Source organism: Demequina aurantiaca, from assembly GCF_000975135.1.
GTDB classification, from domain to species: domain Bacteria; phylum Actinomycetota; class Actinomycetes; order Actinomycetales; family Demequinaceae; genus Demequina; species Demequina aurantiaca.
This window is the reverse complement of the sequence record NZ_BBRF01000002.1, coordinates 26,557-53,457: the sequence shown is the minus strand read 5'-3', so window position 1 is coordinate 53,457 and position 26,901 is coordinate 26,557. Positions and strand designations below refer to the sequence as shown.

General features: G+C 64.6%; 26 protein-coding genes. 7 read left to right on the top strand and 19 right to left on the bottom strand.

Annotated features, from left to right (window positions below):
• Nucleotides 1–7: 7 nt before the first annotated feature.
• The 3 genes from AOP73_RS08700 to rnhA are packed head-to-tail and all read right to left on the bottom strand — an operon-like array spanning nt 8 to nt 1,266.
• Nucleotides 8–340: a hypothetical protein gene (locus AOP73_RS08700; protein ID WP_061965063.1), complete on the bottom strand. Its 333-nt coding sequence runs from the start codon at nt 338–340 to the stop codon at nt 8–10.
• A gap of 4 nt (nt 341–344) precedes the next feature.
• Nucleotides 345–755 carry a YbaB/EbfC family nucleoid-associated protein gene (locus tag AOP73_RS08695; protein ID WP_152650617.1) on the bottom strand — a complete coding sequence of 137 codons (411 nt, stop codon included), beginning with the start codon at nt 753–755 and terminating at the stop codon, nt 345–347.
• A gap of 40 nt (nt 756–795) precedes the next feature.
• A complete protein-coding gene (gene rnhA / locus AOP73_RS08690; RefSeq protein ID WP_439645234.1) occupies nt 796–1,266 on the bottom strand; it encodes a ribonuclease HI in 471 nt (156 codons plus the stop codon).
• A 135-nt stretch (nt 1,267–1,401) separates the two neighbouring features.
• Between rnhA and ybaK the strand changes: the two genes are divergently transcribed.
• The 3 genes from ybaK to AOP73_RS08675 all read left to right on the top strand — a co-directional run bounded on the left by ybaK (nt 1,402) and on the right by AOP73_RS08675 (nt 3,833).
• Entirely contained in the window at nt 1,402–1,914 is a 513-nt protein-coding gene (gene ybaK / locus AOP73_RS08685) for a Cys-tRNA(Pro) deacylase (protein WP_061965059.1), read from the top strand.
• Between the two features lie 337 nt (nt 1,915–2,251).
• Complete coding sequence (locus AOP73_RS08680; protein ID WP_061965668.1) at nt 2,252–2,986, top strand: YggS family pyridoxal phosphate-dependent enzyme; 735 nt, start codon at nt 2,252–2,254, stop codon at nt 2,984–2,986.
• A gap of 121 nt (nt 2,987–3,107) precedes the next feature.
• Nucleotides 3,108–3,833 (top strand): VIT1/CCC1 transporter family protein, encoded by a 726-nt coding sequence (locus tag AOP73_RS08675; protein WP_084626753.1) that lies wholly within the window; start codon nt 3,108–3,110, stop codon nt 3,831–3,833.
• Here the strand turns inward: AOP73_RS08675 and AOP73_RS08670 are convergent.
• Entirely contained in the window at nt 3,830–4,753 is a 924-nt protein-coding gene (locus AOP73_RS08670; protein WP_236683565.1) for an EamA family transporter, read from the bottom strand. The genes AOP73_RS08675 and AOP73_RS08670 overlap by 4 nt on opposite strands.
• Complete coding sequence (locus AOP73_RS08665; RefSeq protein ID WP_061965057.1) at nt 4,750–5,403, bottom strand: IMPACT family protein; 654 nt, start codon at nt 5,401–5,403, stop codon at nt 4,750–4,752. Before AOP73_RS08665 ends, AOP73_RS08670 begins: the two co-directional genes overlap by 4 nt.
• A gap of 58 nt (nt 5,404–5,461) precedes the next feature.
• Here AOP73_RS08665 and AOP73_RS08660 point away from each other — a divergent pair, with 58 nt between their 5' ends.
• The gene (locus tag AOP73_RS08660; protein WP_152650616.1) at nt 5,462–8,164 is read left to right on the top strand and encodes a DEAD/DEAH box helicase; all 2,703 of its coding nucleotides are present in this window, start codon (nt 5,462–5,464) and stop codon (nt 8,162–8,164) included.
• Between the two features lie 14 nt (nt 8,165–8,178).
• On the opposite strand, the gene lplAB is transcribed toward AOP73_RS08660, so the two are convergent.
• On the bottom strand, nt 8,179–9,240 hold the full coding sequence (gene lplAB / locus AOP73_RS08655; protein WP_061965052.1) for a lipoate-protein ligase LplAB: 1,062 nt from the start codon (nt 9,238–9,240) through the stop codon (nt 8,179–8,181).
• A gap of 133 nt (nt 9,241–9,373) precedes the next feature.
• Nucleotides 9,374–11,032, bottom strand: coding sequence for a citramalate synthase (gene cimA, locus AOP73_RS08650; RefSeq protein ID WP_084626752.1), 1,659 nt, complete (start codon nt 11,030–11,032; stop codon nt 9,374–9,376).
• A 160-nt stretch (nt 11,033–11,192) separates the two neighbouring features.
• On the opposite strand from cimA, the gene AOP73_RS12035 reads away from it, so the two are divergent.
• Complete coding sequence (locus AOP73_RS12035; protein WP_160295461.1) at nt 11,193–11,363, top strand: hypothetical protein; 171 nt, start codon at nt 11,193–11,195, stop codon at nt 11,361–11,363.
• A 149-nt stretch (nt 11,364–11,512) separates the two neighbouring features.
• Here AOP73_RS12035 and AOP73_RS08645 read toward each other — a convergent pair whose 3' ends face one another.
• The 4 genes from AOP73_RS08645 to AOP73_RS08630 form a co-directional block, all read right to left on the bottom strand.
• Complete coding sequence (locus AOP73_RS08645; RefSeq protein WP_061965050.1) at nt 11,513–12,118, bottom strand: M48 family metallopeptidase; 606 nt, start codon at nt 12,116–12,118, stop codon at nt 11,513–11,515.
• The gene (locus AOP73_RS08640) at nt 12,115–13,683 is read right to left on the bottom strand and encodes an HNH endonuclease (protein WP_061965047.1); all 1,569 of its coding nucleotides are present in this window, start codon (nt 13,681–13,683) and stop codon (nt 12,115–12,117) included. Before AOP73_RS08640 ends, AOP73_RS08645 begins: the two co-directional genes overlap by 4 nt.
• 177 nt (nt 13,684–13,860) lie before the next feature.
• The gene (locus tag AOP73_RS08635) at nt 13,861–14,496 is read right to left on the bottom strand and encodes an NADPH-dependent F420 reductase (protein ID WP_061965660.1); all 636 of its coding nucleotides are present in this window, start codon (nt 14,494–14,496) and stop codon (nt 13,861–13,863) included.
• Between the two features lie 70 nt (nt 14,497–14,566).
• Nucleotides 14,567–15,457 carry an alpha/beta fold hydrolase gene (locus AOP73_RS08630; RefSeq protein ID WP_061965658.1) on the bottom strand — a complete coding sequence of 297 codons (891 nt, stop codon included), beginning with the start codon at nt 15,455–15,457 and terminating at the stop codon, nt 14,567–14,569.
• Nucleotides 15,458–15,529: 72 nt separating this feature from the next.
• Here AOP73_RS08630 and AOP73_RS08625 point away from each other — a divergent pair, with 72 nt between their 5' ends.
• Entirely contained in the window at nt 15,530–16,099 is a 570-nt protein-coding gene (locus tag AOP73_RS08625; protein WP_061965045.1) for a dihydrofolate reductase family protein, read from the top strand.
• 17 nt (nt 16,100–16,116) lie between these two features.
• Here the strand turns inward: AOP73_RS08625 and AOP73_RS08620 are convergent, their stop codons facing one another.
• Nucleotides 16,117–17,217, bottom strand: a complete 1,101-nt coding sequence (locus AOP73_RS08620; RefSeq protein ID WP_061965043.1) for a branched-chain amino acid aminotransferase — start codon at nt 17,215–17,217, stop codon at nt 16,117–16,119.
• Nucleotides 17,218–17,301: 84 nt separating this feature from the next.
• Between AOP73_RS08620 and AOP73_RS11910 the strand changes: the two genes are divergently transcribed.
• Nucleotides 17,302–18,201, top strand: a complete 900-nt coding sequence (locus AOP73_RS11910; protein WP_152650615.1) for an HNH endonuclease — start codon at nt 17,302–17,304, stop codon at nt 18,199–18,201.
• 8 nt (nt 18,202–18,209) lie between these two features.
• On the opposite strand, the gene AOP73_RS08615 is transcribed toward AOP73_RS11910, so the two are convergent.
• The 7 genes from AOP73_RS08615 to AOP73_RS08585 all read right to left on the bottom strand — a co-directional run bounded on the left by AOP73_RS08615 (nt 18,210) and on the right by AOP73_RS08585 (nt 26,700).
• Entirely contained in the window at nt 18,210–20,015 is a 1,806-nt protein-coding gene (locus AOP73_RS08615) for an AMP-dependent synthetase/ligase (RefSeq protein WP_160295460.1), read from the bottom strand.
• An 80-nt stretch (nt 20,016–20,095) separates the two neighbouring features.
• Nucleotides 20,096–20,821 (bottom strand): M50 family metallopeptidase, encoded by a 726-nt coding sequence (locus AOP73_RS08610; RefSeq protein WP_236683564.1) that lies wholly within the window; start codon nt 20,819–20,821, stop codon nt 20,096–20,098.
• A 55-nt stretch (nt 20,822–20,876) separates the two neighbouring features.
• Nucleotides 20,877–22,040: a branched-chain amino acid aminotransferase gene (locus AOP73_RS08605; protein ID WP_084626750.1), complete on the bottom strand. Its 1,164-nt coding sequence runs from the start codon at nt 22,038–22,040 to the stop codon at nt 20,877–20,879.
• A 97-nt stretch (nt 22,041–22,137) separates the two neighbouring features.
• The gene (locus AOP73_RS08600; RefSeq protein ID WP_061965039.1) at nt 22,138–23,178 is read right to left on the bottom strand and encodes a 3-isopropylmalate dehydrogenase; all 1,041 of its coding nucleotides are present in this window, start codon (nt 23,176–23,178) and stop codon (nt 22,138–22,140) included.
• 11 nt (nt 23,179–23,189) lie between these two features.
• Entirely contained in the window at nt 23,190–24,245 is a 1,056-nt protein-coding gene (ilvC, locus tag AOP73_RS08595) for a ketol-acid reductoisomerase (RefSeq protein ID WP_369345527.1), read from the bottom strand.
• Nucleotides 24,246–24,315: 70 nt separating this feature from the next.
• Nucleotides 24,316–24,855, bottom strand: coding sequence for an acetolactate synthase small subunit (gene ilvN / locus AOP73_RS08590; protein WP_061965035.1), 540 nt, complete (start codon nt 24,853–24,855; stop codon nt 24,316–24,318).
• A gap of 3 nt (nt 24,856–24,858) precedes the next feature.
• Nucleotides 24,859–26,700, bottom strand: coding sequence for an acetolactate synthase large subunit (locus tag AOP73_RS08585; RefSeq protein ID WP_061965652.1), 1,842 nt, complete (start codon nt 26,698–26,700; stop codon nt 24,859–24,861).
• Nucleotides 26,701–26,901: the final 201 nt, after the last annotated feature.

Here is a 26,901-nt window from a genome sequence, read left to right as displayed (position 1 = left end):
ACGCCCACTATCGGTCTACCGTTCCGTCGAGCGCGCTAATCCTGCGGTTCAAGGATTCAATAACGCCCTGCTCGTAAACTCCGACGTCCCTCATGGCGCCACGCAACTCCCGCGCGCTACGTTCCAACAATTTCTGGGATGACACGATTGCCGAGGTGGCGGCATACGTCGTCGCCATCGCGGGCGCCACGAGGAACGCGCACATCAGCCCAAACGCACCGCCGGCAACATTCATCGATTGCGCCGCTTGTACGGCCGTACCAACACGTCCCGCCGCCACGTCAACCCGGCCCGCGTGATAGCTCACCGTGTCTGGATCAATGCGAATCAACTCTGCCACAGTGCTACTCCTGCTCGTACCGGATGCCGTCCGTTGCCGGTAGCGAATCGCGTTCGTCCGCCTCGGCACGCATGCGTGCGGTGATGGGTGAGTCCTCACCAAACGCCTCGGAGGTCAGGGCGACGGCTCGCTCGCCGACGTTGCGTTGCGCCTTCGCCACTGTCTCGACGATGATCTTGCTGAGTGCACGCTCGTCGAGTTCCATCGCGTCGCGTGACAGTTGCAGGTCAACGAGAGCTCCCTGCACGGTGACCGTCACACTGGCTTCGCGGCGCGGCGACTGCGCGCTCCCAACGAGCAGCTTCATTTCCTTCTCGAGGGCCTGCGCCTTGGCGGCGACGGCCTCGGCTTGACGCACCTGCTCCTCCACTCGTGTGATGGCGGCGTCGGGATCTGTCCATGGGCTCTGTGACATGATCACGAATCTAGGCCACTCGCCTGACTTCTACAATTCTTTAGGCGTTGAGTCGGGCCATTTCCACACCTTTGTTCGCTAGCGCATCGGCCCGCTCATTGCCGGGGTCACCGGCATGGCCCTTGACCCACACCCAAGTGACATCGTGACGGGCCACCTGGGCGTCCAGTTCCTGCCACTGTTCCTTGTTCTTGACCGGCTGCTTTGAGCCAGTCTTCCAACCGTTCTTCTTCCAGCCGTGGATCCACTTGGTGACGCCATCCATGACGTACTTGGAGTCCACGTGAAGGGTGATGTCGCAGGGCTTCTTCAGAATCTTCAGACCTTCGATGACCGCCTGGAGTTCCATCTTGTTGTTGGTGGTGTGGAGCTCGCCCCCACACATTTCCTTCTCCTTGCCGCCGGAACGCATCCAGGTTCCCCAGCCGCCGATCCCGGGGTTGCCCTTGCACGCGCCGTCGGTCCACATGTCGACCTGGGGGCGCTTGGCTGCGTCGGTGTCATTGCTCACGCCGTTCACCCTATGGCACAGACTGCGATCAACCACCACGTGAACGCTGGCGCGCCCGGGCTCCGTTTTTCAACCAAAACCTGAACGCTGGAGAAGAGGTGGGCATGGGACGGGAGGCGATGCCAGACTGGCGGGGTGAGTAAACACGGAGCCAAGAATCAAGCGGAGCATGCAAGTACGCCAGCCGTGGCTGCACTGCTGAAGGCGAGGATCTCCCACACCTTGCATCCCTACGACCACGACCCCAACTCTGAATTGAGCTACGGCCTCGAGGCCGCCGCCGCGATCGGCATCGACCCCGCGCAGGTATTCAAGACGCTGTGCATCTACGCGGACGGTGCGCTGGCAATGGGTGTGGTGCCGGTCGATCACCAGCTCGACCTCAAGGCCATCGCCCACGCGCTGGGCGCCAAGAAGGCCCAGATGGCCCCGCCTGCCGACGCTGAACGCGCCACTGGGTACGTGGTGGGCGGCATCTCTCCCCTTGGCGGGCGCAAGCGGCTGCCGCTGGTGCTCGACGAGTCGGCGCTGTCCTTTGAGGCTATCTATGTCTCGGGGGGGCGCCGCGGGTTCGATATCGGCATGGCGCCGGCCGATCTGGTCGCGGTGACCCACGGGAGCATCGCCCCCATCGCGAAGTCCGCGTGATTCCTGTCACCTGACGTCAGGTCGTCAGGTCGTCCTGGCGTCCTGGCTTCCTGCCACCCGGTCCTCAGGTCGTCATGTCGCCCTGGCGTCCGGCTCCCCCACCCTCCCACCCCCCTGCGTTCAGGTTTTGGTTGTTTTTTCGAGCGTTTGGCATCCAATGTTCAGGTTTTGGTTGATTTCGCGCTCTCCCTCATCCCAGCGCTCAGATGGCGGCCAATGGACGCCGACGCCAGCCCATGTCCATGTCTCGGAGCACGAGTGAGTACTGTCAGTACGTAACTTTTCTCACCGCATGCCCCCGCAACGATGCATGCAGATCAACACCAGGAGCGCACCCGTGGCCCGAGAACTCGCCCCGTCCCCCGCAGATTGGGACTACACCGCGGCCATCGCTGATGCCAAGGCCAGAATTCACGTGGCCGAGGCGCAGTCTGGCCGCGCCGGGTCGGGAGTGAAACTCCTAGTCGCTACCAAGGCCTGGGATGCGCACGCGGCGTCAGCCGCCGTGGCTGCTGGGGCGATTCTGGTGGGCGAGAGCCGCATGCAGGAACTCGCCGAGAAGGGCGAGGCCCTACGCGCTGCCGGAGCCCACGTGCACGTGATTGGCGAGCTGCAGCGCAACAAGGCAGCCATCGCAGTGGAGTTCGCGGAGTGTGTGCAGACCGTGGACTCCCTCAAGCTGGCCGAGCGGCTTTCGCGGCTGTGCCTTGAGGCCGAGCGCGAGCTGGACGTGATGGTTCAGGTCAACGTGTCAGGTGAGGAGTCCAAGGCGGGTGTAGAGCCGTCGGAGGCTCTTACCCTTGCGAGCGCAGTCCAGGCGCTCGACGCACTTACTGTGACGGGCTTCATGACCATAGGGCTCAACTCCTCAGACGAGGGCGCTGTGCGCGCCGGTTACCGGCAACTGCGAGACATCCGCGACGAGGCACTAATCCTGTCGGAGCGCGGTCAGCACAACCTGCGCGAGGCGTGGCACCTGTCGATGGGCATGTCGAGCGACCTCGAGTGGGCCATCGCCGAGGGCGCCACCATGGTCCGCGTTGGCACTGCCGTGATGGGCGAACGCGCCTAACACCTGCACCTCGTCGTCCGTGGCGCGCCGCCAGTTTCAGTCCTCTACCTGGAAGTTCGGGTCGCCGAAGACAGGCACCCCTTGCTAGCGCCCACCCGCAGCGACTCGTTAGCCTGACATCATGACCAAGCACGAGCGCCACAAGGAGCACTACACCGGGCCCGACGAGGTGGCGATTTCCTCGCGCATGAACTGGCTGCGCGCTGGCGTTTTGGGAGCCAACGACGGCATCGTCTCGATGGCGGCGCTGCTGGTGGGTGTTGCGGCTGCAGCGCCGAGCGAGGGCGCACTTCTGACGGCCGGAATCGCGGGCATCTCCGCGGGCGCTCTGTCGATGGGCATCGGCGAATACGTGTCGGTCTCGAGCCAGCGCGACGCCGAGAAGGCGCAGATCGAGCGCGAGAAGATCTGGCAGGACACGCGACCTGAGTGGGAACTCCAGCAACTCGTGGAGCTCAACAAGAAGACGGGCATGTCAGAAGAGGTTGCGACGGTGGCCGCCGCGGAGCAAATGGACCACGACGCGCTCGCAATTCACGCCCTCATGCACCTCGGCATCGACCCCGACGAGTTCACCAATCCGTGGGTGGCGGGCTTCGCGTCGCTGGTCGCCTTCACCGTCGGCGGGATGATTCCCACGCTGACCATCCTGCTCGCGCCCGAGTCCTGGGCGATCCCGGCCACCTTCGTGGCCGTCATTGTGGCACTGGCCATCACCGGACTGTCCTCGGCGCGCGTCGCTCACTCCTCCAAGCGCAAGGCGCTGGTGCGCAACGTCGTCGGTGGAACCCTAGCCATGCTGGTGACGTACGGCATCGGCGATCTGCTTGGCACCCACGTCCTCTAGCGAGGCTCGTCCTCGTCCTCCCCTATCTCGACAGCGACCTCCTCCACCGCGGGCACGGCCCGGCGGCCGGCCGATGCTACGGCCCCGACCCCCGCGACCGTCACCAGTGCAATTCCCGCGGAGATTGCCCAGGTAAGGCGTTGGTCCAGCAGTACCAGGCCGGCCAGCGCGGCGATGGCCGGCGCGAGGGCAAGCAGGATGGCGAAGGTTTCGGCCTTCATGCGGCGCAAAGCGGAGAGTTCAATGCCGTACGGAATTGCTGAGGAGAGCACGGCCACGGCGAAGCCCAGCGCGAGCACCTCGGGCTTGAGTAGCGCCGACCCCGCCATCGCGCCGGCGACGGGTAGCGTCACCAGCGCTCCCACCACCATTGCCAAGGCGAGTCCGACCACACCCTGCATTGCCGCGCCGGCGGCCCGCGCGGTGACGATGTACGCGGCCCACATCACGGCCGCCCCCACCGCGAAGGCGAGCCCCACCGGGTCGAGCGCGCTCGACCCGCCATGCAACAGCCCTGAGCCCCCCAACAGGGCCACGCCGGCGGCGGCCAACGCGGCCCAGAGTGCGCCGCGCCAGCTACGGCTCGCGACCACGCTCAGCACCAACGGGCCGGTGACCTCGATCGTGACGGCCACGCCCAGAGGGATGCGCTCGAGCGCCAGGTAGAAGAACACGTTCATCGCGGCAAGCGACAAGCCGAAGGCGAACACGTGGCGCCACGAGATCACGGCACCTCGTCGCAGGCTCACGATCGCTAGGGGTAGCAGCACCACCGCAGAGAACACGAGGCGTAGGGCCACGACTCCCCACGGGCCAACGTCAGGCATCAGGCCCACCGCCACGGCGGCGCCCGCCTCCTGACACACCAGCCCAAGGATGACGAACAGTGGCATCGCGGTCGTGCGCGAGTCGGTACTCACGAGCGCCTCCGGTTCACGATCACAGTCTCGCCTGCCACCACCTCAACAGCACCCGAGGTAAGTTCGGCAATCTCCGCACGGGCAGCCTCAACCAAGCCGGGCCCTACGCGCACCCCCAGGGTCACGGCGGAACCATAGCGGGGCTCGTCGAGCACGGCGTCGTGACGGTCGACCCAGGCGTGCAGCGAGGCCAAGACGCGCCCGGCATCGGCCTGGTGCACTTCCATCGACAGCGGAGTGAGGGGAACGCGATCGACCCACACCGCCTCGTCCAGTGCCGCGGACACCGCCGAGCCATAGGCCCGCACCAAACCGCCGGCACCCAACTTCACGCCGCCGAACCACCTGCTGACGACGACCACCACATCGGTCACGTGGCGGTGGCGGAGCACCTCCAGCATCGGCGTTCCTGCAGTGCCGGCGGGCTCGCCGTCGTCGCTCGAACGCTGGCGATCGGCGGCCATGCCCACCACTAGGGCGGTGCAATGGTGACGAGCATCCCAGTGCCGCTTGCGTATCGACGCGACCACATCATCGGCCGCTTCGACGGACGCGACAGGCACCGCGTTGGCCAAGAACACGGACTTCTTGACCACCGACCGATGCTCGACGGGCGCCGCAATCGTGGAGGGCAGCGCGTGGGTGGTCATTGGCCAAGGCTAGCCGCGACGCGGGGCGGTGTGACCCATGCCGATCGCCTGTTAGACAATGGAACCGATGACTGACGCCGACACGCCCCTCCTGGATCGCCTTCCCGCGCCGACGACGGGAGAGAACCCCGACCCCGATGCCCTTTATGAGGCGTTCTCGGGCTGGGCCGACGATCAGCACCTCCCTCTGTATCCACACCAGGACGAGGCGCTCATGGAGATCGTCTCCGGCTCTCACGTGATCCTCGCCACCCCCACCGGATCCGGCAAGTCACTCGTCGCCGCGGGTGCGCACTTTGCCGCACTCGCCGCGCATCGGGCAGGCACGGGTGGCCGCACGTTTTACACCGCACCACTCAAGGCCCTGGTCAGCGAGAAGTTCTTTGACCTGATCGCGCTGTTCGGCACGCAAAACGTAGGGCTCATGACGGGCGACTCCGCGGTCAATCCCGACGCCCCCATCATCTGCTGTACCGCGGAGATCCTGGCCAACTTGACGCTGCGTGACGGCTCCGCGACCGACGCCTCGCTTGTCGTCATGGATGAGTTTCACTTCTACGCTGACCCCCAGCGCGGGTGGGCATGGCAGGTGCCGCTGCTCGAGCTACCAGACACACAGTTCGTGCTCATGTCGGCAACATTGGGCGACACCGACTGGCTGGTCGAGGAACTGCAGAGTCAGAGCGACCGCGCCGTGGCCACTGTCACGACCCTCGAGCGCCCCGTCCCGCTGAGCTTCGACTACTGCGTCGAGCCGCTGCCGGACGTGGTCGAGCGTCTGGTGCAGACCGGTCACGCCCCCGTCTACGTGGTGCACTTCACGCAGAAGGACGCGGTCGACAGGGCGCAGGCCCTTCTCAGCCAGCAGGTCGCGACCAAGGAAGAGCGCAAAATCATCGCCGATGCTTTGGATGGCGTTCGCTTTAGCACCGGCTTTGGCAAGACGTTAAGTAAGTTCCTCCGCGCGGGCATCGGTGTCCATCACGCGGGCATGCTGCCCAAGTACCGGCGCATCGTCGAACGACTCACTCAGCAGGGTGTACTCAAGGTGGTGTGCGGCACGGACACGCTCGGGGTCGGCATCAACGTGCCCATCCGCACCGTGCTCCTCACCTCGCTCGTGAAGTACGACGGCGAACGCATGCGCCACCTCAGTGCGCGCGAGTTCCACCAGATAGCCGGGCGAGCCGGACGCGCCGGGTTCGATACCGAGGGTGACGTCATCGTGATGGCTCCCGAGCACGTCATCGAGAACCGCAAGATGCTCGCGAAGGCCGGCGACGACCCCAAGAAGCGCAAGAAGATTGTGCGCAAGGGCGCCCCCGCGGGCTCCGTGAATTGGACCGACGCGACGTTTGAACGGTTGCGGGACGCGCCGCCCGAGGCACTCACCAGCCACTTCACCGTCAACCACGCCATGGTGCTCAACATCCTGGCCCGCGGCACCGCCAACGCGGCGGTGGGCCGGGAGGCGCAGGACCCGGTGCTCGCGATGCGCGACCTCCTGCAGGCCGTTCACGAGACCGAGACGCAGCGTTCCGCGCACATTCGTCAGGCTCTGCGGATCTACCGGTCGCTGCGCATCGCCGGCGTGGTTGAGCGCGTCCGCGTGCCGGACGCCAATCACCCTCGTGGGGAGCGGCCCTCCGTGCGCCTCACCGTCGATGTGCCGCGCAACTTCGCACTCAACCAGCCCCTGTCCCCCTTCGCCCTGGCCGCGATGGACCTGGTCAATGTGGACTCGCCTGACCACGCCATCGACGTCGTATCGGTCATCGAGGCCACGTTGTCGGACCCGCGCCAAATTCTCATGGCGCAGCAACATCAGGCGCGCGGCCAGGCAATTGGCTCCATGAAGTCCGACGGCATCGAGTACGAGGAGCGCATGGAGCTGCTCGAGGAAGTCACATGGCCCAAGCCGCTCGAGGACCTGCTCGAACCGGCCTTCATCGCGTATCGCACAACCAACCCATGGATCCTGGACGCGGAATTGTCGCCCAAGTCCGTCGTGCGCGACATGCTCGAGAGGGCGATGTCGTTCTCCGATCTCATCTCGGCTTACGGCCTAGAGCGCACCGAGGGAATCGCGTTGCGGTACCTGGCCGAGGCATACAGGGCGATGCGACAGACGGTCCCAGAGGAGCACCGCACCGAGGACGTAGTGGCGATCACCGAGTGGCTCGGATCCATCGTGCGGTCGACCGACTCGTCGCTCTTGGACGAATGGGAACACCTCAACAACCCCGATGCTGTTATTTCCGACGATGCCGATCCCGCATCGGCCGCCTTGTCGCCCGGCATGGGAGGCCCCGCTCGCCCAATGTCAGGCAACCCACGAATGTTGCAGCGCCTGGTGCGCAACGCGATGTTCCGCCGCGTGGAGCTCGCGTCGCGCGAGCAGTACGCGGCCTTGGGCGCGCTCGACGGGGCCGCAGGCTGGAACGGTGACGTGTGGCGCGAGGCGCTCGACCCACTCTTCGAGGCGCAGGGAGACGCGGCAATCGGCATCGGCCCCAACGCCCGATCTGCTGCGCTGGTCAGCTTTGTGAAGCCGGGCGGCGACCACGATCTTGCTCACGCACGAGCGGCGCTATCCGTGACGCCCGACGGCGAGTTGCCTGAGGGGAGTTGGCTGGTGCGTCAGGTGCTCGATGACGCCGACGGCGACCACGACTGGGCCATCGTCGCTGTGGTGAATCTCGATGCCTCGGATGAGGCGGGCTCCCCCGTCATCGAACTGCTCAACGTGGGGCCGCAGTAACGCTTCCGCCGCCTCTACGGCACCAGGCCATGCCACTCCGGCGTGGAGAACTTGTCCGCGGCCAACTTCTGAGCCTCTGCGAGCTCAGCATCGGTCACGGCGCTGCCCGCCGTCGCATAGCGACTGGCGAAGTGAGCCAAGAACGCATCGATGATCGCCTCGCGAGTCATGCCGGTCTGACTGCGCAACGGGTCCACGCGCTTGTTCGCTGACTTGGTGCCCTTGTCCGACATCTTCTCGCGGCCGATGCGCAGCACCTCAAGCATCGCGTCAGCGTCGATGTCGTAGGCCATGGTCACGTGGTGAAGCACGGCACCGGCGGCGTAGCGCTTCTGTGCCGCGCCCGCAATCTTGCCCGCAGGGCTCGCGATGTCATTGAGCGGCACGTAGGTGGCATTGATTCCCACCTCGCGCAGCGCGCCCAGCACCCAGTCGTCGAGGAAGGCGTAGGACTGCTCGAATGTGAGCCCCTCGACGAGTGAAGTCGGCACCGAAATTGAGTAGGTGATGGTGTTTCCAGGCTGAATGAACATGGCGCCGCCACCGGAGACGCGTCGCACCACGGTGACGTCGTGCTTTGCCGCGCCGTCGAGGTCGATCTCGTTGCGTACCGACTGGAAGGAGCCGATGACCACGGCGTTTCGCTCCCACTCCCAGATGCGTAGCGTGGGCTGGCGCGTTCCCACCGCGACGGCTTGTGACAACACCTCGTCGAGCGCCATCTGCAGGAATGGTTCGCGCGGCTCGTCGTGAATCACGTCGAACGTGTGGTCACCCCAGCTCGTGGCGTGGCCTAGCGCGCGCCGGACGGCAATCGCGACCGACTCGGCGGTGAATCCCACCATGACGGCGTCCGGACCGGCTGCTCGGGCAATGGCGGCGGTCAAGGCGGAGACCGATGTCGCTGCTGGCAGTCCCTCAAGCGCGCGGGCAATGTCGAGGATCGCCTCGGCGGGTTCTAAAAAGAAGTCGCCGGACACCACCACGTTGTTGAGTGCTGCGTCGTCGCCTTCGCCGTCAATGTCGACGTCGACCACAACGAGCTTGCCGCTAGGAACCTTGTATTCACCGTGCATGGTCTCAGTCTGCCCTGACGGCCGATGCTGGGGTCACCATTTCTCGGCGCGCGGAACCGAGCGGGAAACCTTGGTGCAGTGTTCGGCGCGAGTAGCCAGTCACTTTGACCGCACGCGGAGCGCGGGCACGTGGCTACTTGGGTTCGACGCCCAGCTTGATGAGCCCATAGAACATCGCGTCGGTCAGCGCCTCCCATGAGGCCTCAATGATGTTCGGGCCTACGCCCACCGTGCGCCACAGCGTTCCGGTTTCGGTGTCGACCGTCGTGATGAGCACCCGAGTGACAGCGTCCGTACCGTGCGAGGCGTCCATGATGCGCACCTTGAAGTCGCTGAGTTCGAACTTCTCAATCTGCGGGTAGACGCTGACGAGCGCCTGGCGCAGTGCGTGGTCGAGCGCGTTGACGGGACCATTTCCCTCCCCGGTGAACACGAGTCGCTCTCCCCCGGCCACTAGCTTCACGATCGCCTCGGCGTCGGCCTCGTTGACGTCGTCAGGCGAGGTCTCGACCATGACGCGCCATGACTCGGTGGCCCAATATGCGGGCGTCTCGCCCAACTCGTCGCGCAGGAGCAGCTCAAACGACGCATCGGCCGCGTCGAAGGTATAGCCCGATGCCTCGGCGTGCTTCACGCGGTCCGTCACCCTGGTGAGCAGTTCCTTCTGGCCGGAGAGGTCGAAGCCGAGTTCCTTGCCCTTGAGTTCAATCGAGGCGCGGCCGGCCATCTCGGAGACGAGCATGCGCATGTCATTGCCCACGAGCGACGGGTCCATGTGCTGGTAGAGGTCGGGATCTACCTTGATGGCGGAGGCGTGCAGGCCGGCCTTGTGCGCAAACGCCGAGGCGCCCACGTAGGGCTGGCGCGCAAAGGGCGCGATATTCGTGATCTCCGAGATCGCGTGGGCGATGCGACTGGATTCGCGCAGTCCATCGCCTTTGAGGGCCGTGATGCCCTTCTTGAGTTCCAGGTTGGCGGTGACCGCGACGATGTCCGCGTTGCCGGTGCGCTCGCCGTAGCCGTTGATGCAGCCCTGGACGTGGGTGGCACCGGCGGCCACGGCGGCCATCGAGTTTGCCACCGCGCAGCCGGAGTCATTGTGGGCGTGCATGCCGAGCTGAACGTCGGTGTGGGCACCGACCTCACGGACGATGCGCTGAACGTCGTCGGGCAGCATGCCACCGTTCGTGTCACACAGCACCAGGGTCGAGGCGCCGGCTCCGGCCGCGGCGAGTAGAGCCTTCAGTGAATAGTCTGCATCGAAGTTGTAGCCGTCAAAGAAGTGTTCGGCGTCGAGGACCACGCGGCGCCCCTCGGCCACGAGAAACGCGACGGTCTCCTCGATCATGGCGAGGTTCTCGTCTCCGCTGACGCGTAGCGCGCGCTCGGCGTGACGGATGTCCGACTTGGCTACCAGGGTGATGATGGGGGCCTCGGAGTCGACGAGGGCGCGCACCTGCGGGTCGGCGGCGGCCGAGGTGCCCGCACGACGGGTCATGCCGAAGGCCGCGAACTGAGCGTTGACGAACTGCAGTTCCTTGTTTACTAGCTGGAAGAACTCGGTGTCCTTGGGCACGGCACCGGGCCAACCGCCTTCGATGATGCCCACGCCGAGTTCGTCGAGCAGGGGCGCGATCGCCATCTTGTCTGCGACGGAGAGGTTCATCCCCTCCTGCTGCGCGCCATCGCGCAGCGTGGTGTCGTAGACCTCTACGGTGCTCACGGTCGCGGTGCTCACGGTCGCGGTACTTGCGGACGCGGAAGACGTGCCGGCTGCGTTGGTGTCCGTCATGGGACTCTCCTCGGTTCGTGCCATGCCTGCGGTGCGATCCCCATCATCCAACAAAAAAGCCCCCCAGGGTACGGGAGGCTGCGCGTCGGCGATTGGGGCTGACGCGCTACAGAATGATGATGAAGGTGCTCATTGGTTTCATTGTGGCACATCAGGGACGATGCTCCAGCCTGCAACGCTGTCATCCTCCGAGCGGGGTCACGCTCAGCGCGACGGCCGTGGCTTGGACCTCGCGCACCTCGTCCGACACGACGGCAATCACCAACTCAAATGGTTCATCCTGGTTGAGATCCGCTCGGTGACCATTGACGCGCAACTCGGTGCCCTGTGATGTGCAAGAAGATGAGCGCCGCGACTGCAGCGAGTCACTGGTTGCCGTCGGCTAGTGGGTGGTTACGACCGTGCGAGTGAAGCAATGCCCCAGCCTTCTCGGCAGCCGTCGAATATGCGCACGAACCCCTGAGGGTGGTCACCGTCGGTTCAGCGCCTGTTAAGTTCCCTCCGCTTCGCTTGCCACTCAGGCAGGTACTTGTCCATCACCGCGTAGAACCGCTTGGAGTGGTTGGGCTCGTAAAGATGCGCCAACTCGTGCACGATCACATACTCGAGCAGCTCCGGATCACGACGGCCGAGTTCCAGATTGATCGTCACGTGTCGCTTCACAGAATTGCACGTGCCCCAGCGAGACGTCATCCTGCGCAACGTCAGCGTCGGCATCTCGAGGCCCATGCGGTCTGCCCAGTACTCCATGAGCGGCGGTACCGATTCGCGCATCTCGCGGCGCAATCGCTCGGTCTCGGGCCCGGCGGTGAGCGGCACCGGCATCTCCACTGCCACCTTTTGCTGCTTCAGTATCCAGTCACGGCGGCTCATCACAAAGGCATCGATGTCGCGCTGCCTCGCGCGCACTGGCGCACTCACGTGGACAGTTCCGTGGGGCGCCTTGACCGTCATTCGCAGGTGCTTCATCCGCTTGCGTGTCAACACGTATTCCGGCATCCCGCCCGAATCGCCGCCGCCGGAGCCCGCGGCGTCCGATCCCTCGAACACATCACGCGCGCCAGAGGCAGTTAGGTCAGTACTCATGGTCGCTCCAGGATAAGTCCCGCGGCGGTCGTATCTGCAGCACTGTCAACCCCAGCGGTGGCGCCCACGCTCTCACCATCTCCCAACGCGCGCCAGTCACGCGGACGGTCAAACATCGCACGCCCGCCCGGTCTCGGCACTCGGTTCCTATCGACAGATGCCGGCGGCACAAACTCGACCGTGGACACCGTCGCCTCGATCCCCCATCCATCGCGATGAATCAGGTGATGACATCGCACGCAGAGCAGTACTCCGTTCTCGAGATCCGTGGGCCCGTCATCTCTCTCCCACCAGCGAATGTGGTGCGCCTCGGTGAAGCTGGGTGGAGCCCCACAAAAGGCGCATCCCCCATCTCGCTCGAACAGTGCTCGACGTTGGCCGACCGAAAAGCTGCGCTGCTCCCGACCGAGGTCGAGCACCTCGGACTCTCCGCCCAGTACCGCCGGAATCACGTTCGCGTCAGCCGCCATACGGCGCACTACCGAGGCCGGAATCGGTTGTCCCAATCCATCTACTTCGCCCACTCCCGCGCTGGCACGCAGGTCGTCAAGGTTCATTCGCACCACCATCGCGGTCGGTGACATCGGAAGCTTCTCTGACTTGCACCCCAACACATGCCGTGCGGCGATTCCGAGCGCGTCCGCGCGCATCTGCCCCACGGAGCGCACATCCGCCGCGAGTCGATCCTGCTCGCGCCGTTCCCGCAGACCGTGCGCCACCATCGCGTCGAGCATTGCGCGCACCGGCGCCGCCGTCTCCGGATCCAGTTTGCCCGAGATCAGAGTCATACCCGCCTGGTCCTCGCGAATGGTGAGGCACCTCTCGTCGCGCAACATCTGGTGCGTTTGCTCGATGCGCTCTCGGTCGAGCCATGCCTCCGCTTGCCGCACCGCACGCGCCAGTTGATCGTAGGAGAGCCTCATCGCGCGATCTACGAGGTCGCGCTCAGCCGCCAACCGAACCTCCGACGTCGTCGCCGCCTCAACCCGGCCCAGCATGTTGGTAATGAGATTCCCCGACGAGATGCTCAACTTCCCCGCGCCGGTTGCTGCCGAGACGTGGACGTACTTAGGTCGCGACGGCCGCTGTGCATCGGCTGAGCACGTCGCTTCCGTCTCTGTACTCCCCAGTCCGACCTCGCTACCGCCCGCACCATCCACCTCAGGAATCGTCGCCGCGAGGGCGCCTCCCACGTTGATCAGTCGCTGCGCCTCTGCCGTGGATTCGCCTGTCTGTGACGCGATCAGTTTGGCTGGCGACTGAAAACCCTGTCGCCGCGCAAGCCCACCCGGCCCCGCATCTGACCGTCGAGCAATCTGATGTGCGATAGCCGCGTGCATGGCATTCACTTCGCGCTCAATCTGAGCAAGTGCGGAACTCGATTCCAGGAGCACCGACTCCGACAGTGCTTCGAGGTCTACCCCGTCCCAGCCACGTCCCTCTCCTACACGCGCACGCACGCGCCCAAGCACTCGCGACGTGGACCTCGACCCAGAACCGATACCAGCATCGGCCGCCGCCCTGTAACCCAAGGCGGCGGGAGCATCGGCGACGGTTGTGGTCATGAGGTAAGTCAATCACTGGGGTCTGACAAATGACTCCAAACGCCATTAAACGTGCATTGACCCCCAGAAATCACAGCCTGTGGACATCAGCCACGGCGCACAAACGCGCCCCCAACAACCCCGAAACGGAGCCATTGAGGGCGCGCCAATACAGTTGCGAACAGCCTGGCAGAACGCCTAGCGGACAGCCTCGGCAATCCGATCGCGCAGCTCGTCCGCGTTGGAACGGACCACATACGCGGGTCGGTCCCGTTCGACGCGCCAGCTGTCCTCGAGCGGCCCCACGTCAACGGCGTCGAAGCCGAACTCATCCAGCAATGCCGCAACACGAGCCTTGGCTTCAGCGATGTCACCGGCGATCGGCAGCGCGCGTCGGTTGTCCGAACCAGCAGGAGCGCCATCCGTAGGGATGTCCTTGGCCGGAATGTTGTTGAAAGCCTTCACGACCTGCGATTCGGGCAGGTGTTCCTGGAGCATCTGCGAGGTGGTGGTCTCGTTGTTGTCCAGCGCCTCGATGCGCCCGTCGCGCTCAAAGTAGTAGTTGTTCGCGTCGATGACCAGTTTTCCCGCGAGCGGCCCCACGGGCACCTCACGGTAGTTCTTGAGGGGCACGGCTACCACCACAAAATCGCCGGCCTCCGCAGCGTCCTCTGCCGTCGCGGCCGTCGCCTTCGAGCCCAACTCGTCAATCAGATCGCCGAGCGTCTCAGGCCCGCGCGAGTTGCTGATGACCACCTCGTAGCCGTTCGCAATCGCCGCCTTCGCGACGTTGGATCCAATGTTGCCTGCACCAATAATTCCGATAGTTGTCATGTCACCGTCAACCGCCACAAGGGCTAGGACATTCCACGCTGCCGATGCTGTGGCGGGGTTCTACGCCTGACTACCGCTCCCCCGCCGCCATCGTCTGCGCGACCCAACTCAGCGCATCGGCCGCGCCCTCCATGATGGAAAGGTGCCCCGCCCCGTCGCGCAAGCGCAACTGAGCCGCCGGAATGTGGCGACCGAGCCATCGGCCGTGGGATACGGGCACTACTCGGTCCGCGGTGCCGTGCATGATCAGCGTCGGCACGCGAATGTCTTCCACGTCAAAACCCCAGTCACTGACGGCGGCGAGGTCGTCGTCCACAAAGCCGCCCACGCCACGCGCGGAGCCAAGTTTCACTATGTGATTGAACCAATTCCACGTGCCGTTGAGTGCCGCGTGGTCCTCGGGTGTGAACATTTCGGGGTCATATTCGCCGGCCTCGAGGACCCGGGTGAGTTCCTCGCGCCCGGCGAGCGCCGATCTCATTTCCGTCACGCTGCCCGCGTAGAGACCGTCGAACCAACTGATTCCGGCGGTCAACTCCTCGCCCTGGTCGGGGAACGGCGCCAAACCTGAGATCGACACTGCAGCCCCCACACGATCCGGCATTAGCGCTGCGCAAGCCAGCGCGTGCGCTCCCCCGCCCGAGTGACCCATGACGGCAAAGCGCCCCAAACCCAGCGCATCGGCTACGGCCTCGACGTCCTTGGCCGCGGACGCAATATCGCGCCCCGCATTCTCGGTAGATCCGCCGTATCCGGGCCGGTCATACCCCACCCAGCCGATGCCGTGACCAGCCGCCGCGTCGTACAGCGGCACGGGCGGTTCGCCGACGTTGGGCGACCCGTGGAACCAGATCAGCGGGATCGCCGAGCCCGCCACAGCACCGTCCGCCCTGTCGTTTTTGGCAACGTAATACTGAAGTGTGCGCCCATCTGGACCTTCGGTGGTGTGCGTTGTGAACATGATTCGAGCGTATCCACTGATGCCGACATGCGAGCGGTTGCGAGGCATCGGCGGTGGGGCTAGCGTCCACACATGGGACGACTCATCGTCGAGCAGATCATCAGCGTGGACGGCTTCGCGGCGGAACCCGACGGCGGCTTAGGCTTCGTGGAGCGGGCCGCCGGAGCGGAAACCGATGATGCGGGACAACTCGAGATGCTCAAGGGCGTCGGCGCGATCCTGCTGGGCGCCAACACGTACAGAATGTTCTCCTCCTATTGGCCCACCCCGCAGTCATCCAGCGAGGCCGTCGCGGAGCCGATCAATCGCCTCCCCAAGCACGTATTCTCCAACTCCTCGGAATCGGCACCCTGGGGAGATCTGGCGCCCGCGACCGTAGAGGGCGGCAACCCCGTCGAGGTCGCGCAGCGCCTCACGTCCGCCTATAAGCGCGACGTGATCGTGTGGGGCAGCCTGGAACTGTCTCAAGCGCTCCTCGAGGCCGGCGTGGTCGATCACCTGCGCCTGCGCATCGTGCCGGTGCTGATCGGCTCGGGGCTCGGGTTCGCGGACACGCTAGCGCACCAAGCAAAACTCGCCCTTGTCTCGGCCGAACCCCAGCCGAGCGGGCACGTCACGCTCGCGTACGACGTCGGTCGCTAGCCAACGCGCAGCACCAATCAACCGATGCGGCGCATCCAGCCGTGCGTGTCCTCGGCGCGGCCGTAGTAGATATCGGTGAGCGCCTCGCGTACCCCCATCGTGACGTCGCCGGCGGAGCCATCGCCCACCACGACATTGAAATCTGGCGACTTGAGGCTACCCAGCGGCGTGACCACGGCGGCCGTACCGCAGGCGAAGACCTCCGAGATGTCGCCGGAGTCGATGCCCGCGCGCAGCTCCTCAAGTGTGACGTCGCGCTCGGAGACTTCGCGGCCGGACTCCTTCAGCAGTGTGATGACCGAGGACCGCGTCACGCCCTCCAGGATGGTGCCGGTGAGGCGCGGGGTGAGCACTGAGCCATCGCGGTGCACGATGAACACGTTCATCCCGCCGAGCTCCTCGATGTACCTGTCCTCGCGCGCGTCTAGGAACAACACCTGCTGGCAGTTGTTGTCCTGCGCCTGCTGCTGAGGCAGGAGGCTCGCGGCGTAGTTGCCGGCACTCTTCGCCGTGCCCGTACCGCCGGGCCCTGCCCGGTGAAACCCCTGTGCGACCCAGATGGAGACCGGCTTCACGCCGTTGGGGAAGTACGCGCCCACGGGGCACGCCATGACGAGGAACTCGACCTGCTGCGAGCCGCGCACGCTCAGCGTGGGCTCGGTTCCGATCAACAAAGGACGCAAGTAGAGGCTGGATTCCGCGGCGCTGGGCACCCACGCGCGGTCGGTCGCGACCAGGGCCTCAATCGCCGCGAGGAAATCCTCCTCGCTCACAGCGGGCAGGGCCATACGGGCGGCCGATGCTGCCAAGCGGGCGGCGTTCGCTTCAGGGCGGAACAGCCACACGGATCGATCCTCGTGAACGTACGCCTTGAGACCCTCGAACGCCTGCTGGCCGTAATGCAGGATCGTGGCGCCCGGGTGAAGGGCCAGGTCGCTCAGGGGTTCGATGCGGCGGTCGCCCCAGCCTTCGGATTGGGTCCACGTGGCACGGGCCATGTGGTCGGTGAAGACTTCGCCAAACGCGGGCGCGGCCATGGCGGCGACGCGCTCGTCGTCCGATGCTGCGGAGGGGTTGAGGCGGACCTCGAACTGGTTGGCTGGCGTGATGCTGTCCATCTGGCCAGCCTATCTGCGCCGGTGCTACGCGGTCGAAACGCGCCAGCTCTTGTCCATAGGGAACTTAACTGCCAAGCTGCTCAAATGGACAAACTTGAGGATCGACGTCTTCGCACACTCGCTCTCGGGGCGCTCGATGTGATTCTCGACAATTTGAACGAGTTTCCAGAGCGAGCAGATCTAAGGAAACTCGATCTTCCCGTCTCCACCCCACATCTCGTGGACCTGCAAAAAGGAATCTGGAATCCAAAATGGCTCTTGGCAACGCTGTCAGTAACTTCCGTACTCAATGGCCCCTATCCAGACAAGCAGTTGGGAGACGGCCTCTGGGAGTACCACTATCGAGCCGGAGGAACTGAGGGCGACAATCGCAAACTGCAGCGCGCTGCTGATCTTGAGGTAGACATTGTCTACTTTCGGGAAACTGCAGGAGGTCGCTACCAGCCTGAGTACCCAGTTCGAATCGTTCAAAACAACCCCATTGAGCGCACTGTTCTGCTGGCTCGAAAGGACCTTGAGAGAATTGATTGGACTGGAGGCGAGAACGCCGTAGCCAAGTCCCTACGGTCTTGGGCGACACGCGAAGTCAAAGTTAGGAAACACCAGAGACTCTTCCGCCGCGCCGTCATCGATGCCTACGCTTCGAAGTGCGCGGTATGTGCGCTTCCTGTCGAGACTCTTATCGATGCCGCTCATATAGACGCGGATTCTTCGATTGACGGTTTGCCCGTAATTCAAAATGGACTAGCACTGTGCAAAATTCATCATTATGCGTATGACTCAAACATCATTGGCATCTCACCCAGCGGTGCAATACATGCGGAACCTTCAATCTTGAACCAAGAAGGCGGCCTTGTTTTTGAGCACGCCCTGAAACGAATACACAAGACGAGAATCACGGTCCCTTCCATCCCATCGCTTCATCCTTCTGAAGAACGACTGGCAAGACGTTGGGGAGAGTTCAAGAAGTCCGCGATCAGTTAACGGGCTGACTACTCCTGCGGCGCCGGCTTCGCCTTCGCGTAGATCGCCTCAACAACATCACCGAAGTGCGCGAGTACTACCTTGCGGCGCACCTTCAGCGACGCCGTCAACTCCTCACGGGCCTCGGAGAAGCCACGGGGCACAATCCGGTACTCCTTGATGCTCTCGGCCTTCGAGACCTGCTCATTGGCCGCAGCAATCACTTTGCCGACGAGCTCGCGCACTCGCTCGTTCATCGACGCTTCCTCGACGTTCATTTCAGGCAGATCCTCGGCGCGCAGCCAAGCGGAGAGCAGCGCCTCGTCGAGCGCGACAAGTGCGGAGACGAAGTTCCGCCCCTCGCCCACCACGACGGCATCCTGAATCGCAGGATGCGCGCGCATGAAGTCCTCGAGCACCGCGGGCTGCACGTTTTTGCCGGACGATAGCACCAGGATTTCTTTCTTGCGTCCCACAATCCTCAGCGAGCCGTCCTCGATGACCCCCAGGTCACCCGTCGCAAACCAGCCATCGGACATGACGGAAGCCGTCGCATCGGGCGCATTCCAATAGCCCGCGAACAGGTTCACACCCTTGAGGTGGATCTCCCCGTCCTCGCTGACCTTCACCGAGCAGCCCGCAATCGGCTGACCGACGGTGCCCATGATGCTGTCCTTGACCTGCGTACCAGTAGCGGCCGCAGAGGTTTCGGTCAGTCCGTAACCCTGCATCACGGTGACACCAATTCCACGGAAAAAGTCGCCCACATCGGGCAGCATGCGAGCGCCACCCGACAGCACGTAACCGAGCTGACCTCCCAGGAGGTGACGGATCTTGCCGAGCACTAGTTTGTCGGCCAGCGTGTAGCGGATCTTCAGTGACGTACTGGCCCCCCCGGTCTCCATAGCCCGGGAAGCCTCGCGAGCGACTTCGGACGCCCAGCGGAACAGCCTCTTCTTCACGCCAGTCATCGACGTGTCAGCACGGTTCAGAATCGTCTCGAGCACACGCGGCACGAGCGGCATCCACGTGGGACGGAATGAGGCCATATCTGCGGCAAGGGTCTTGTGCGACGGCGAGTAGCCAATAACGGAGCCAGCGCTCAGTGCCAGGATCATCGCAAACCGGGCGAACACGTGCGCGAGCGGCAGGAACAGCAGCACACGAGTATCGCCCTTCACGAACGCACCGAAGCCAGGGTCGAGTTCCACATTCGCCGCGTGCTCCACCAGGTTGCGGTGCGTCAACATCGCGCCCTTGGGCCGGCCGGTCGTGCCGGAGGTGTAAATAATGGTCGCCAGGTCGTCGAGCACCGCGTTTTCTGTGCGCGCATCCAGGTCCTCGTCCGTCACGTTCGCGCCAAGCGCGCTCAGCTCGACCATGCCGGATTCATCAAGCGCGAACGTCGTGGGCGCAGTCGCGAGCCCCGCGAACGTGTCCCTCTGCTCGGCGGACTCGGCGACAGCAATTTTGACCCCGGCATCCTCCACAATCCATGCGACCTGAGACGCAGACGACGACGGATAGATCGGCACGCTCACGCCACCGGCTGCGAAGATCGCGAAGTCCACGACCGACCACTCGATGCGGGTATCCCCTACCACGCCGACGCGGTCGCCTACGTTCATGCCCGATGCGACGAGCCCCTTGGCAACGGCGCGAACCTGGGCGCGGAATTCAGCCAGCGAGACCGACGTCCAGTCGTCACTAGCGCCCTTGACCTCGGCAAACGCATGCTCGGGGTTGCTCGCCGCGCGCTCGTCGAGCATCGCGGTCAGGTGCAGGTGGTCGTCTAGTTGAGCTAGTCCAGGCGACGACATCTCTAATTGGGCCATGCCACAGTCTAACCTACGGCACCGTAGGTTAGTAGGGGGACCTACGTCCCGAATTACACTGGGGCGAAACTCTCGGTCTCCTAAGTGCCGAACACCTGGCCGAGCATCAGCCATGCTCCTGCCCCGGCACACGCCACGGTCACGAGCCAAAACACCCCCACCCAAACAGCTCCGGCCACCCGGGTCACTCGGGCGAGCGCATCAGCATCCGATCCCCTGCCTGCGGGGGTTCGCCGCGACCTACTCAACTCGACCACCGCTCGCACCGCGCCGAGCAGCAAAAGCCACGCCACACCGTAGGCAACTCCCACCCGCCACGCGTCGGGCGCGGACCACGCCAGCCAACCAAACCCTCCGACGGCCAGGACCATGACGAGGTATCCATAGACGTTGCGGATCTGTACGAGCACCAGAACGAGCACGACGACCACGATCCACAACAACGCGTAGGCGTATCCGGCGCCGAGCAACGCGGCCGCACCTAGCCCGAGCACGGCCGGCGCCGGGTACCCGGCGAACGCCACCAGAGCCAAGGGGACCCTCTTGGAAGAGCCCGCATGCGTGGTCAGCCCCGACGTGTCCCCGTGAAGCCGAATACCGCGCACCTCACGCCCCAGCAATGCCGCGACGAGCGCGTGGCCAGCCTCGTGCGCGATGGTCACCACATGGCGCGTTACATGCCACAACAGCGGAACGACCAGGCAGACCACCACCGCGGCGAGCGGCCACAGCGCTGTCACCGGCACCGCCACCACCTGAGTCGTCACGTCCGCCCAGAGATCAGAAAAGAAGGATGCGATGTTCACTTGGGCTGCACATCCGCATCAAGTCGCACCCAGAATGACGTCTCTGGACTTTGAGTCACGCGACGCGGCGCATCCAGCCGTACGTGTCCGCGGCGCGGCCGTACTGAATGTCGGTGAGCGCGGCGCGGATCGCCATCGTGACGTCGCCGGCCTCTCCATCGTTGATGGTCACGTCAAAGTCGGGCGACGCGAGGCGGCCCACGGGCGTGACCACGGCGGCGGTACCGCACGCGAAGACCTCGACCACGTCGCCGGATTCGATTCCGGAACGCACCTCGTCGAGCGTGATGTCCTTCTCCAGCACCTTGCGACCCGAGTCTTCGAGCTGCGTGATGACGGAGGACCTGGTGATGCCCTCAAGAATGGTGCCGGTCAGGCGTGGGGTTTCTACGGTGCCATCGCGGCGCACCACGAACACATTCATGCCGCCCAGCTCGTCCAGGTAACGATCTTCCTTGGCGTCGAGGAACAGCACCTGCTGGCAGCCGTTCTCCGCCGCCTGCATCTGCGGCAACAGCGAGGCAGCATAGTTGCCGCCGCACTTGGCGTCGCCGGTGCCGCCAGGGCCCGCGCGGTGGTAGCCCTGTGCGACCCAGATCGACACGGGCTTCACACCACCGGTGAAGTACGGGCCCACGGGAGACGCAATCAACAAGTAGTCGACCTGGTTGGCGGGGCGCACGCCGAGGAATGCCTCGGACGCGAACATGAACGGGCGCAGGTAGAGCGAGGACTCCTCGGAGTCCGGCACCCAGTCCAGGTCTGTGCGCACCAGGGCCTCGATGGACCCAATGAAGTCGTCGACGTGCAACTGCGGGAGCGCCAAGCGCTGTGCAGACTTGTTGAAGCGCGCAGCATTGGCTTCCGGGCGGAATACCCACACCGAGCCATCGGCCCAGCGGTAGGCCTTCAGGCCCTCAAAGATTTCCTGGCCGTAGTGCAGCACCGCGGCTGCTGGATCCAGCGACAGCGGGCCATAGGCCTCGACACGGCGGTCGAGCCAGCCGGTTCCGGTCCGCCACTGGGCGCGCGCCATGTGGTCCGTGAACTGCGTGCCAAAATTCAAGTCGGCAAGCGCGGCCTCGCGCTGCGCCACGGACTGCGGCGCGGGATTGAGCTGTACCTCAAAGGCCTCGACTGCGGAGGGCGCCGATGCCGAGGGCACGGGGCCTTCGGATGCCGTGCCGCCAAATCCAAGAGCGGGTGTTTCGGTGCTCATGTCGGGCCTTTCTCAAAGATGTTGCGCGCTGGCGGTACATGAGTGCTGAATTCGGTCCGAAAACCGCACTCATGTACCGCCAGGGCGATGAAAAAAACTAACCGCGAATGCGGGCTGCGAGGGCGTCGCCGACCTCGCTGGTGGAACGTGCCGAACCATCCTTCGCCGCAGCATCGGCCGCCACAGCGCCCTCAACCTTTGCAGCGAGCTCCGCGTAGCCAAGGAAGTCCAGCAGCATCGCCACGGACAGAACCGTCGCGGACGGATCCGCGATGCCCTTACCGGCGATGTCGGGGGCCGAGCCGTGAACGGGCTCGAACATCGACGGTGCTGTCTTGTCTGCGTTGATGTTTCCGGACGCCGCCAGGCCGATGCCGCCAGAGATGGCTGCCGCCTGGTCGGTCAGGATGTCGCCGAACAGGTTGTCCGTCACAATGACGTCAAACTTGGCCGGGTTGGTGGTCATGACGATGGTCGCGGCGTCAATGTGCAGGTAGTCCCAGGTCACGTCCGGGAACTCTGACGCGACGGCCTCGACGGTGCGACGCCACAGGTGGCCGGCGTTCACCAGCACGTTGTGCTTGTGAACCAGGGTCAGCTGCTTGCGCTCGCGCCCCTGAGCCACGCCGAACGCGTAGCGAACCACGCGCTCCACACCGTGACGCGTGTTGATGGAAACCTCGGTCGCGATCTCGTGAGGCGTATCGACGCGCAGCGCGCCGCCGTTGCCCACGTACGGTCCCTCGGTGCCTTCACGCACCACCACAAAGTCCACCGAATCGACGTCACGCAGTGGTGACACTTCGCCCGGGTACAGGCGCGAGGGACGCAGGTTCACGTACTGGTCTAGGGCGAAGCGCAGCGGCAGCAGTACCCCACGCTCGAGCGTGCCGGAGGGCACGGACGGGTCACCGATCGCACCCAGCAGAATCACATCGTGGCCACGGATGGCCTCGAGGTCGATGTCCGTGAGCGTGTCGCCCGTCGCGTGCCAACGCTTGGCACCCAGGTCAAAGTCGGTCGTCTCGAACGAGATTTCGGTGCCCTCGGTCGCGGCGGAGAGGCACTTGAGCCCCTCCGCTACGACCTCGGGTCCGATGCCGTCTCCAGCAATTACTGCAAGGCGGTAGTTGGTCACAGAGATACCTTCTAGCGAGCCGTCTGGCCGTCGACGTAGTCGGCGTCCGCTGCGTCAACGCCGGACCATGCGAACAGCTTGCGCAGCTCGCGGCCGGTGTCCTCGATCGAGTGAGTCTCGCCCTTCTTGCGCAGCTCCTGGAACTCGGGGCCACCCTTGTCCTGGTCGTCGATGAAGCGCTTGGCGAACGCGCCGTTCTGGATGTCGCCGAGTACAGCCTTCATGTTTTCCTTCACCTCGGGAGTGATGACGCGGGGGCCGGAGACATAGTCGCCGTACTCGGCGGTGTCGGAGACCGACCAGCGCTGCTTGGTGATGCCACCCTCGTGCATGAGGTCGACGATGAGCTTGAGCTCGTGAAGCACCTCGAAGTAGGCGATCTCCGGCTGGTAACCGGCCTCGGTGAGGACCTCGAAGCCGTACTGAACGAGCTGCGAAGTGCCACCGCACAGGACGGCCTGCTCGCCGAACAGGTCAGTCTCGGTCTCTTCGGTGAACGTGGTCTTGATGACGCCGGCGCGCGTGCCACCAATGGCCTTCGCGTACGACTTCGCGATGTCCCAGGCCTGGCCCGAAGCATCGGCCTCGACGGCGATGATGTCCGGGATGCCGCGGCCCGCGACGAACTCGCGGCGCACGGTGTGGCCAGGAGCCTTGGGGGCGATCAGGATGATGTCGATGCCCTCGGGAGCCTCGATGTAGCCAAAGCGGATGTTGAAGCCGTGCGCGAACGCAAGGATCTTGCCCTCGGCGAGGTTGGGCTTGATCTCGTCGTTGTAGATCGTGCGCTGGAACTGGTCCGGCGCGAGGATCATGATGAGGTCTGCCCAAGCCGTGGCATCGGCGACGGAGAGGACGGTGAAGCCGTCGTTCTCGGCCTTCGCGGTGGACCGCGAGCCGTCGCGCAGCGCCACGCGCACCTCGACGCCCGAGTCGCGGAGGTTCTGCGCGTGCGCGTGCCCCTGCGAGCCGTAACCGACGATGGCAACCTTCTTGCCCTGGACGATCGAGAGGTCTGCGTCCTCTTCGTAGAACAGTTCAGCCATGATTTTCTCCTTATGTCTTATCTGACGAATTCTGATGAAAATGCGGTAAAGATTTCAGGCGGCCGATGCTGTGGCCCCCTCAGCGGTAGCGCTAGCTAGCGTTGTGAATAAGTCCGTGGTTACGGTCGAGCGCGCGCTCCGTGATGGAACGTGAGCCGCGGCCAATCGCGACGGTGCCCGACTGAACAATCTCGCGAATGTCATGGGGCGCGAGGGCCGCAAGCAGCGCCTCAAGTTTTTCAGGGGTGCCGACGGCCTCGACGACCAAGGAGTCGGTTGCGACATCGACGACCTTGGCACGGAATAGCTCCACGACCTGCAGGATCTCGGTGCGCTGGCGTGCATCCGCACGAAGCTTCACGAGCAGCAATTCGCGCTGAACTGACCTATCGCGCTCGAGCTCCACGATCTTGAGCACGTGGATCAACTTATTCAGCTGCTTGGTGACCTGTTCGAGCGGAAGCTCATCCACGTCCACGACCACGGTGATGCGTGAGATCTCGGGGTGCTCGGTGGGGCCCACTGCCAGCGAATGAATGTTGAAGGCACGTCGCGAAAACAGGCCGGAGACGCGCGCGAGCACGCCGGGCTTGTTCTCAACGAGTACGGAGAGAGTGTGCTTGTCCGTCATGGTCTAGTCCTCACGGTCCCACTTGGGGGCAATGCCCTTGGCGTACTGAATCTCATCGTTGCTGGTGCCCGACGCAACCATCGGCCACACCATCGCGTCTCGCGACACGGTGAAGTCCACGACCACAGGCTGGTCGTCGATCTCCATGGCGCGCTTGATGGTGGCGTCTACGTCCGCGTCGGACTCGCAACGCAGGCCCACGCAGCCCATGGCATCGGCCAGCTTCACGAAGTCGGGCACGCGAGCGGTGCCGTGACCGGTGTTGAGGTCGGTGTTCGAGTAGCGCTGGTTGTAGAACAAGGTCTGCCACTGGCGCACCATGCCCAGCGACGAGTTGTTGATGATCGCGACCTTGATCGGGATCTCGTTCAGGGCGCAGGTCACGAGCTCCTGGTTAGTCATCTGGAAGCAGCCGTCACCGTCGATGGACCAGACGGTGCGATCTGGCGCGCCCACCTTGGCGCCCATGGCTGCGGGAACTGAGAATCCCATGGTGCCTAGGCCGCCCGAGTTGATCCACGAGTTGGGGCGCTCGTACTTGATGAACTGGCTGGCCCACATCTGGTGCTGACCCACACCGGCCACAAAGATGGACTCCGGTCCGGAGATCTCGCCCAGGCGCTGGATCACGTGCTGCGGCGAACCAAGTCCGTCCTCGGTGGGCGTGTAGCCCAGCGAGTAGGTGGTGCGCCACTCGTCGAGCTGCTTCCACCACCCCTCAAGGTCCGGCTTGCCGTGCTTGATGTGCTCCTCGGCAAGGGCAGGCACCAGGTCGGCGAACACGTCCTTGAGGTCACCCACGATCGGCACGTCCGCGTGGCGGTTCTTGCCGATCTCCGCGGGGTCGATGTCTGCGTGGACGATGGTCGCCAGCGGCGCGAACGAGTCCAGATTTCCGGTCACGCGGTCGTCGAAGCGCGCTCCCAGCGAGACCACCAGGTCGGCGTTCTGCAGGGCGGCGACGGCGGGCACGGTGCCGTGCATGCCCGGCATTCCCAGGTTCTGCGGGTGGCTGTCGGGCAGCGCACCGCGGGCCATCAGCGTCGTCACGACGGCCGCGCCTGACAGGTTGGCGAGCTTGAGCAGGCCCTCCGATGCACCGGAGCGGATCACGCCGCCACCGACGTACAGCACGGGCTTGCGAGAGGTCGCGAGCAGGCGCGCGGCCTCCTGCACTGTCTTCGAGTGGGGCTTGGCGCCGGAGTTGAAGCCGGGAAGCTCAATCTTGTCCGGCCAGTTGAACACGGTCTGTGACTGCATAGCCGACTTCGTGACGTCCACGAGCACGGGACCCGGGCGGCCGTTGGTGGCAATGTAGAAAGCCTCGGCGATCGCACGCGGGATGTCGGCCGGGTCCGTCACCAGCATGTTGTGCTTGGTGATGGGCTGCGTGATGCCCACGATGTCCGCCTCCTGGAAGGCGTCGGTGCCGATGCTGCCGGCTGCCACCTGGCCGGTGATGGCGACCAGCGGGATCGAGTCCATGTTGGCATCGGCGATTGGCGTCACCAGGTTGGTGGCCCCCGGTCCCGACGTTGCGATGCAGACACCGGGACGGCCGGTGGCGTGGGCGTAGCCTTGTGCGGCGTGACCGGCACCCTGCTCGTGGCGCACCAGCACGTGACGCAGGATGGTGGAGTCCATCAGCGGATCGTAGGCCGGGAGGATTGCGCCGCCCGGGAGTCCAAAGATGTCGGTAGCACCCGCGCGCTCAAGCGAGCGAATGAGCGACTGCGCGCCGCTCATCTCCTCGCCGCCGCCACGCGCCTGCGTCGTGGTGGCTGGTCGTGCCTGGGTAGCTGTCGCGCTGATCGCGGACGGCTTGGGGGCCGGGGCCTGTGCCATCTTCTCTCCCATTGAGTGTGATGTGGTGAGGCGACTCTCGCAATCCGCCTCGCATGGAAAAACCCCTGAGCCGGAGTGGCTTTCGGGGTATGCGCGCGGACGATGCCGGGTCGAGGACTAAATGTCCGCGCGCCCGATAACTAGAACGAGAGTCGTCTGCATGTAGACGACTGTACGCCCGTGAGGGGGCAATGTCACGCC